The following is an 8,022-nucleotide window of genomic DNA, read 5'->3' as shown; positions in this document are numbered from 1 at the left end:
TCTGGACGCCGACGAACACCCACAACGAGCCGTTGAGCAGGAAGGTCGCGATGTCCCAGAAGGCGAAGGACTGCAGCCTGGAGCGGGCCCGGATCACCAGCGGGCTGGCGTAGGCGAGGACCAGGGCTGACACCATCACCGCGACCACGCCGCTGCAGTCCAACGACTGAGCCAGCAGGAAGGCCGCGAACGGCGTCACCAGGCTCAAAGCCCCTTCCTCCTGCGGTGCGTCGATTCGTTTGCGCAGCAGCGTCACCGCGCCACCGACCAGCAGGCCGGCGGCGATGCCGCCGAGGTAGGAAACGATGAACCGGACGGTCACCTCGGGCGGGGTGATCGAGGCCCCGCCGATCGCGACGTTGACGCTGACGGCGAACAGGACCAGGGCGGTGCCGTCGTTGATCAGACTCTCGGCCTTGAGCACCGTCAGCGATCGGCGCGGCAGCTTCTTGGCCAGACCGGCCACCGCGGCCGCGTCGGTGGGCGACAAGACCGCGCCCAAGACGCCGGCCGCGTGCGGGTTCATGCCCAGCGCCCGTGCCGTCCACGACACCGCGACCGCGGTGGCGATCACCAGGACGACGCTGAGGAAGACGATGATGCGCGCGTTGGCCCGGATCTCGCGGAAGCTGGTGTTGAGGCCCTCCCAGTACAGGATCGCGGGAAGAAACAGCAACAACACGATCTCGCCGTTGACATGGATGTGCGCGAAATGGGGGATCAGGCCCACCAGGACGCCCAGGAAGATGAGCAACACCGGGGGGCCGACGCGGTAGCGCCGTCCGATGACCGTCCCCACGATGACGGTGGACACCAGGGCAACGATCAGTTCGAGGCCAAACACCAGCCCATCCTGCCGGACGCCACGCATGGCGTCCTCGTCGCCTATCTTCGGTCTGGATCAGACCTATTAGGCTCCGGAGCGACACCGAAGGGGGATCTGGTGAAGGTCAGGCTGCTGGTGACAGTCGCCGCGCTCATGTTGTCGACGGTGGTGGGCTGCCACTTCGCCTCCAGGAACCCGCCGTCGACCAAAACGCTCCAGGTGCCCATGACCGACGTGCTGACGCAGAGCGAGATCACCCAGACCGTCACCCTCGCCGTCGGCAACACCCTGATCGTGCAGCTGGGTTCCAACTACACCACGCCCTACCGGTGGAACCCCGACACCAGGATCGGCGACTCGTCGGTCATCAAGCAGCTCAGTCACGAGTTCGAGCAGCCGGCCTCGGACGCCCTGGGGGCGCCGGGCACCGAGGTGTGGACGTTCAGCGCGCTGAAACCGGGGACCACCACGGTCAGCACGGCCTACACCAGCTTTGTGGGCAAGGACGCCAAGCCCGCGTGCACCTACACGCTGACCGTCACCGTGCAATAAGGCTGCGGGCTCATCGGTCGTCGGGCTACGGTCTGGTCGTGTTCGGATTTCTTCGCAACCTGACCCAAATCGGCCAGCTGCCCGCGCCGTTGCGCGAGGAACTCGAAGCCGAGGGGATCACCTTCAGCGCGGGACGGGTCGGGGTGGTCCGGCACTTCAGTGGCCATGTGCCCGGGGTGTATTCGGCCTCCGGGGTCTCCCGCTATACGGGCGGGTTCGCGTTCAGCGCCGCGCGGATCGTCGCCACCTTCCCGGCCCGCGGTGACGCCAACCTGCGCTCCATCGACTGCCCCTGGGATACCGACAAGGGTCCGGCGCGGGCCACCATCACCAACAAGGGCCTCGGGATCGACATCGATCTCCGCGGCGTCGACCCGGCCTTCAGCGGCTCGATGCGGCTCAACTACAAGAAGAAGATTCCCGACGAGGTGCTCGAAGCCCTGCCCCGGACGGCGCTGCGAGTGCCGGTGGACCCGGTGTTCGTGTACCGGGCGGCCGGCGTGCGTCCCAAGGCCTGACCCCTACGAAACCTCCGGCGCCGCAAGCACATCGGCGCGCAGGTGCGCCGCATAGACTTCGGCGAGGAACTGCTCGACGGCGACCGCGGTGTGCGCGGCGCGGACCGAGCCGAAGATGTCGAAAGCGTGTTGGGTGAGCGGCAATTCGGCGTAGACCACCGGTTGGACACTGGTTTTCCGCAGCTGTTCGACGAGCGTGCGGGCCTGCTCGACGTAGGCCAGCGAGTCGTTGCGCCCGTGCAGGACGAAAAACGGGGGAGCGTCGGGATGGACGTGGTTGACCGGTGACGCGGCTTCGAACGTCTGCAGGTGCGTGTCGGGCTTCTGCTTGATGATCGATTTGATCAGCAGCCCCGGCATCATCGGATGCAGCGTCTTATCGAATCGGGTGAAGTCGTAGATGCCGTAGAACGGCACGGCCGCCTGCACCCGGGTGTCGGCGTCTTCGAAACCCGGTTGGAACTGCGGGTCATTGGGCGTCAGCGCGGCCAGCGCCGACAGGTGGCCGCCGGCCGAGCCGCCGGTGATGACGACGAAGTCGGGGTCACCGCCGTATTCGGCGATGTGCTCTTTGACCCAGGCGAGGGCGCGCTTGACGTCGACGATGTGGTCGGGCCAGGTGTTGCGCGGGCTGTGCCGGTAGTTGATCGCCACGCAGACCCAGCCCAGCTCGGCGAGGTGGCTCATCAACGGATGCGCTTGTCCCCGTTTGTTCCCCGTCGTCCAGGCGCCGCCCGGGATCTGGAAGAGCACCGGCGCCTTGCCGGCCGGGTCCAGGTCGGGACGGCGCCAGATGTCGAGGTGGTTGGCGCTGCCGTATTCGCCGTAGCTGATGTCGGAGTCGTGGGCGTAGTCGCGGTAGATCCGCAGCATCCTCAGGAGACCTGGCGTCTTGGCGGTGCCGGCGCCGGCGGGCCGGCGCCACAGACCCCTCGTCTCGGTGAGCCGATCGGGCCCCAGTCCGTCGTCCAACGCCTCGGTTAGCGGGACGTTGGCTCGATGGCCCGCGCGGCTGAGGTTCAACAGGCCGAGGGCCGAGAGGCCGGCGACGACCCACGCGATGATGCGCAGCGGCGGGTTGATGCGGCGGCCGGTCACCGCCAGTCCGGCGAGCTGGCTCAGCAGCGTCTGCAGCGGTAATTCGGTGACGACGAGGCCGAACATCCAGGAGTACAGCGACGGGAATCCGCCGCGCGCCAAGGGCCGGTAGGCGTTGACGGTGGACGCGGCGGTGACGGTGGTGACCGCGGCCGCCCCTATGTGCCGGATGACGTGGAGGATTCTCGCTGTCCGCATGGCCTCACCTTACGAGTAGCTGACTCTCGGATTCGCTAGCGCATCTGCTAGCGGATTTGGGAAGGGCTTTGTCGTCTCGGAGAGGTGCCGCACCCGCCAGTCGCCGTGCCGTCGCACCCAACAGCCCGCCGTGCCGCGCCCACCAGCCCGCCGCCTCGCCCCAACACCGCGCGCACCTCTTCGGGTGGGGATGAGTGACTCGCGAAACCGCTAGCACCCGTGCTACCAACCCGGCGTGAACCACTACACCTACCGCGTCGCGTGGTCGCCGTACCACGGCCAATATGTCGGCACCTGTCTCGAATTGCCGTTCATGCGGCGCGAAGCGCCGACCGCGCAAGAGGCCATCGGCGAAATCGAGACGGCCGTCGACCGCCACGTCGAAATCATGTTGTCGACCGGCGAAACGGTTCCGACCCCCATGGCGGACCGCCGCTACAGCGGCACGATCGTGATCAGGACCTCCCCGGAGCTGCACAGCCGCCTCGCGGTCGAAGCCGCCGAACAACAGGTCTCGATGAACCAGTGGGTGGTGCAGCAGCTTTCGGGCCGGCGGCCCAGCGACACGTTCGGGCTCTCCGGCTGGGATTAGCGGCCCGCGACGGCTAGGACGCTTCGGCTCTGCTCTCCAGCTCCTTGACCGGGGCGGGGTCGTTCTCGGTCAGCCCGACCTTCGCCGCGCCGCCGGGCGAGCCGAGCTCGGTAAAGAAATCGGCGTTGATCTGCAGGTATTGGCTGTGCTCGTCGGGCAGGTCGTCCTCGTAGAAGATGGACTCGACCGGGCACACCGGCTCGCAGGCACCGCAGTCGACGCACTCGTCGGGGTGGATGTAGAGCATCCGCGCGCCCTCGTAGATGCAGTCGACGGGGCATTCCTCGATGCACGCCTTGTCTTTGATGTCCACACAGGGTTCGGCGATCACGTAGGCCACGGGGGTTGTCCTTCCTTCTGGCTAGCGGGGTCAGCCGGGTGCGGCCGTCAAAACACGGTCAGGCTGGCTAATTTAGCGGCTCGTGCCGGGCGTGAGTAGAGGTGCGGCGTTGTGGTGTCACAAGCTATAGTTGTGTCACACGATTTGATTGTGAGCTGTCGCCCATGCCCCTCAGCCCCCGGCTGCCCGAACTCGCGTCGTTCGAGGCGTTTCTGGCGATCGCCGAGACCGGCAGCCTCGGGCGGGCCGCACGCCAACTCGGGCTGACCCAGCAGGCCATTTCCCGCCGGCTCGCCACCATGGAGGCCCAGATCGGCGTGACGCTGGCCGTGCGCACGACGCGCGGCTCGCAACTGACGCCCGCCGGGCTGATCGTCGCGGACTGGGCGACCCGTCTGCTCGAAGTCGCCAACGAGGTCGACGCGGCTCTCGGCTCGCTGCGCAAGGAGGGCCGCGAACGCATCCGCGTGGCGGCCAGCCAGACCATCTCCGAACAACTCATGCCGCACTGGCTGCTGTCCCTGCAGGCCGAGGCGACGCGGCACGGCGACACCGCTCCTCAGGTGATCCTGACCGCCACCAACAGCGAGCACGCCATCGCCTCGGTCCGCGACGGCAGCGCGGATCTCGGATTTGTCGAAAACCCTGGCACGCCAAAGGGTTTGGGCAGCTGCGTGGTGGGGGAGGACGAGCTGGTGATCGTGGTTCCGCCCAATCACAAGTGGGCGCGACGGTCGCGGGTGGTCACGGCGCGCGAACTCGCGCAGACGCCGTTGGTGGCCCGGGAACCCCACTCGGGTATCCGCGATTCGCTGACGGCCGCGTTGCGCAAGGTGCTCGGCGAGGACATGCAGCAGGCCACGCCCGTGCTGGAGCTGACTTCCGCGGCGGCCATGCGCGCCGCCGTGCTCGCCGGCGCGGGCCCGGCCACCATGAGCCGGCTGGCGGTCGCCGACGACCTGGCGGACGGGCGGCTATACGCGATCAACATCCCGGAGTTGGATCTGCGGCGCAAGTTTCGGGCGATCTGGATCGGCGGACGAACGCCGCCGCCCGGGGCGATCCGCGACCTGCTCAGCCACATCACCAGCCGCACCGCGGCTGCGAAAGCTTAGGCCGCGGCGTCGTCGGCCAGCGCCTCGTCGTAGCGGTCCAGCACCGTCTCGGCCACCAGCCGGTGCGACCCCAGCGGCGCCGCCATCGCAATGTCGTTGTCGCGGGCGAACTTTGACACGCCGTCGGTGATGAAGCCGGGCGCCAAGAACCACGGCGCGATGACCAGCCGGCGCGCGCCGCGGCGGCGCAACTGGTCGGCAGCACTCGCCACCGACGCCTCGGGCCGGGTGGCGAATGCGGTTGTGGCCGCGGCCCATTGGGTTCCGGCGGCCAGCCGGCCCGCCACTTTCCTGGTGCGCGCGTTGGCGGCAAGGTTCGACGAGCCGATCGCGACCACCATCACCCCGAGATCGTCGTCGTGTGGCGACACCCCGACCTCGGCGAGGCGTTCGCGCAGCACCGAGACCAGCCGATCGTCCTCGCCGAGCACGTCGGCCTGCCGGACGCCGTGCGCTCGGGCGTCGGCGATCTGCTGGGGAATGTCCAACCGCGCGTGATAGGCGCTGGCCAGCAGGAAGGGGGCGACCACCGCGCGGCGGCTGTCCGGCAACCCGGCCAGCACGTCGACGAAGTTTGGGGCGTTGAGTTCCAGGAACGCCAGCCGCACGCCGAGGTCCGGCCGCATCCGCGAGAGACGGTCGGCCACGGCTTCGGCGTTGGCGCCCGACCGGGGGTCGCGGCTGCCGTGCGCGGTGAGTACGAGCGTGTTCATCGAATCCTCAGCGCAGCTCGTCCTCGTCGGCGCGCAGCGCCCAGGAGGCGAACGTCTCGCCGTCCTGGCGGCCGTCCAGGTACTTGCGGGTGACCCGGTCGATGTAGTCGCCCAGTTCGGCGCTGGTGACCTTGTGCTGGCGCAGTTTTCGGCCGAAGCCGCTCTGCTCGCCCAGGCCGCCGCCGAGGTGCACCTGGAAGCCCTCGACCGAGTTGCCGTCGCCGTCGTCGATCCACTGGCCCTTGAATCCGATGTCGGCCACCTGAATTCGGGCGCACGAGTTGGGGCATCCGTTGAGGTGCACGCTGATCGGCAGGTTGAGCCGGGAATCGACGTCGGCCAGGCGCTGTTCCAGCTCGGGCACCAAAGTCTGTGCGCGCACCCGTGTTTCGGCGAACGACAGCTTGCAGTACTCGATTCCGGTGCAGGCCATGGTGTTCTTGCGCCACGACGACGGCCGTGACGGCAGGCCCAGCGCGTCCAGGCCGGCGACCAGTTCGTCGACCTTGTCGTCGGGAACGTCGAGGATGACCAGCTTCTGGAAGGGCGTCCACCGGGCCCGGTCGGAGCCGGCCTTCTCCATCAGGTCGGCCACCGCCGACAGGGTGCTACCCGTCACCCGCCCGACGATCGGCGCTACGCCAACGGCGTTGAGCCCGTTCTTGATCCGCTGCACCCCGACGTGGTCGATGGTGTGCTTGACCGGCGCGGGCGCCGGTCCGTCGATCAGCCGGCGGTTGAGGTATTCCTGTTCGAGAACTTCGCGGAACTTCTCCACGCCCCAGTCCTTGACCAGGAACTTCAGCCGGGCCTTGGCGCGCAGCCGCCGGTACCCGTAGTCGCGGAACAGCTGGGTGACGCCCTCCCAGACGTCGGCGACCTCGTCCAGCGGCACCCACGCGCCAAGGCGCTGGGCCAGCATCGGATTGGTCGACAGGCCGCCGCCCACCCACAGGTCCAGGCCGGGCCCGTGTTCGGGGTGGTTGACGCCAACGAACGCGATGTCGTGGGTCTCGTGGGAGACGTCCTGCAAACCGGACACCGCGGTCTTGTACTTGCGCGGCAGGTTGGCGTACTCGGGGTTGTTCAGCGAGCGGCGGACGATCTCGTCGATTGCGGGCGAGGGGTCGAGGATCTCGTCGAGCGAGTCGCCGGCCAGCGGCGACCCGTGGATGCCACGCGGGCAGTCGCCGCAGGCCTCGGTGGTCTGCAGCCCCACGGATTCGAGCCGGCGCCAGATCTCGGGGACGTCCTCGATGCGGACCCAGTGCAGCTGCAGGTTTTCCCGGTCGCTGATGTCGGCGGTGTCACGGGCGAATTCGGTGGAGATCTGGCCCAGGGTGCGCATCGTGTGCGCGGTCATCGCCTTGCCGTCGGAGCGGACCCGCATCATGAAGTACTTGGCTTCGATCTTGTCGGTGTTCTCGTCACCGGTCCAGCTGCCGTCGTAGCCCTGCGCGCGCTGGGTGTAAAGGCCCATCCAGCGGAACCGCCCGCGCAGGTCGTCCTTGGCGATGCTGTCGAAGCCCTCTTTGGCGTAGACGTTGATGATGCGGTCGCGCACGTTCAGCGGCGCGTCGTCGGACTTGAACTGCTCGGCGTGGTTGAGCGGTTCGCGATCGCCCAGGGCCCACTGACCGTCGTTGCGTGTCTTGACGGGACGTGCGGTGGTCATATGGCGTTCTCATTCCTCGCGGCGACGCATTGTCTGCGGTTATGCGGCCACAGGATGGGCTGTCGGGCCGCGGCATCGCGATGATGTTGGGTCTTTTGGCACCCGCAAGTTCGTCGTTGGACCCACGGGTCGCGATTTCCATGGTGCACCAGTTACGACGGCGTCAGTAGAGGTCATGTGTTGTGAAGGCACAACCGCGCGTTGTGTGCGCTGCTTCACGTCTTTGCCTTGGCGGCCAGCGGGATTGGGCCGGCGTTTGCCGGATTCGCAGTAGTGTGGCCGCTTATGAGCACCTCCGACGTCCACGACGTGATCGTTATTGGTTCGGGTCCTGCTGGGTATACCGCGGCGTTGTATGCGGCGCGGGCGCAGTTGGCGCCGGTGGTGTTTGAGGG

General features: G+C 67.8%; 10 protein-coding genes. 5 read left to right on the top strand and 5 right to left on the bottom strand.

Features of this window, described 5'->3' with window-relative positions; genetic code table 11:
• A partial coding sequence (locus tag A5622_RS05905; RefSeq protein WP_066877283.1) for a Na+/H+ antiporter occupies positions 1 to 844 on the bottom strand: 844 nt, incomplete at its 3' end.
• A gap of 99 nt (positions 845 to 943) precedes the next feature.
• Here A5622_RS05905 and A5622_RS05900 point away from each other — a divergent pair.
• On the top strand, positions 944 to 1,378 hold the full coding sequence (locus A5622_RS05900) for a protease inhibitor I42 family protein (protein WP_066871438.1): 435 nt from the start codon (positions 944 to 946) through the stop codon (positions 1,376 to 1,378).
• A gap of 38 nt (positions 1,379 to 1,416) precedes the next feature.
• Entirely contained in the window at positions 1,417 to 1,896 is a 480-nt protein-coding gene (locus A5622_RS05895) for a hypothetical protein (protein WP_066871441.1), read from the top strand.
• Between the two features lie 3 nt (positions 1,897 to 1,899).
• Here A5622_RS05895 and A5622_RS05890 read toward each other — a convergent pair whose 3' ends face one another.
• Positions 1,900 to 3,192 (bottom strand): alpha/beta hydrolase, encoded by a 1,293-nt coding sequence (locus tag A5622_RS05890; RefSeq protein WP_066877281.1) that lies wholly within the window; start codon positions 3,190 to 3,192, stop codon positions 1,900 to 1,902.
• Between the two features lie 235 nt (positions 3,193 to 3,427).
• Between A5622_RS05890 and A5622_RS05885 the strand changes: the two genes are divergently transcribed.
• Entirely contained in the window at positions 3,428 to 3,784 is a 357-nt protein-coding gene (locus tag A5622_RS05885) for a type II toxin-antitoxin system HicB family antitoxin (RefSeq protein WP_066871448.1), read from the top strand.
• A gap of 13 nt (positions 3,785 to 3,797) precedes the next feature.
• On the opposite strand, the gene fdxA is transcribed toward A5622_RS05885, so the two are convergent.
• Positions 3,798 to 4,124, bottom strand: a complete 327-nt coding sequence (gene fdxA, locus A5622_RS05880) for a ferredoxin (protein ID WP_066871453.1) — start codon at positions 4,122 to 4,124, stop codon at positions 3,798 to 3,800.
• A gap of 164 nt (positions 4,125 to 4,288) precedes the next feature.
• Here fdxA and A5622_RS05875 point away from each other — a divergent pair, with 164 nt between their 5' ends.
• On the top strand, positions 4,289 to 5,239 hold the full coding sequence (locus A5622_RS05875) for a LysR family transcriptional regulator (protein ID WP_066877279.1): 951 nt from the start codon (positions 4,289 to 4,291) through the stop codon (positions 5,237 to 5,239).
• On the opposite strand, the gene A5622_RS05870 is transcribed toward A5622_RS05875, so the two are convergent.
• Entirely contained in the window at positions 5,236 to 5,952 is a 717-nt protein-coding gene (locus tag A5622_RS05870; protein ID WP_066877277.1) for a sirohydrochlorin chelatase, read from the bottom strand. The two genes, A5622_RS05875 and A5622_RS05870, sit on opposite strands and share 4 nt — an antisense overlap.
• 7 nt (positions 5,953 to 5,959) lie before the next feature.
• On the bottom strand, positions 5,960 to 7,627 hold the full coding sequence (locus tag A5622_RS05865; RefSeq protein WP_066877275.1) for a nitrite/sulfite reductase: 1,668 nt from the start codon (positions 7,625 to 7,627) through the stop codon (positions 5,960 to 5,962).
• A gap of 285 nt (positions 7,628 to 7,912) precedes the next feature.
• On the opposite strand from A5622_RS05865, the gene A5622_RS28955 reads away from it, so the two are divergent.
• On the top strand, positions 7,913 to 8,022 hold a 110-nt coding region (locus tag A5622_RS28955), incomplete at its 3' end, for an FAD-dependent oxidoreductase (RefSeq protein ID WP_156752859.1).

It is taken from the genome of Mycobacterium sp. 1245801.1, assembly GCF_001673055.1.
In the GTDB taxonomy this organism is placed as follows: domain Bacteria; phylum Actinomycetota; class Actinomycetes; order Mycobacteriales; family Mycobacteriaceae; genus Mycobacterium; species Mycobacterium europaeum_A.
Note: the sequence above shows the minus strand (reverse complement) of the source record. Positions and strands in the feature narration are given on the sequence as shown.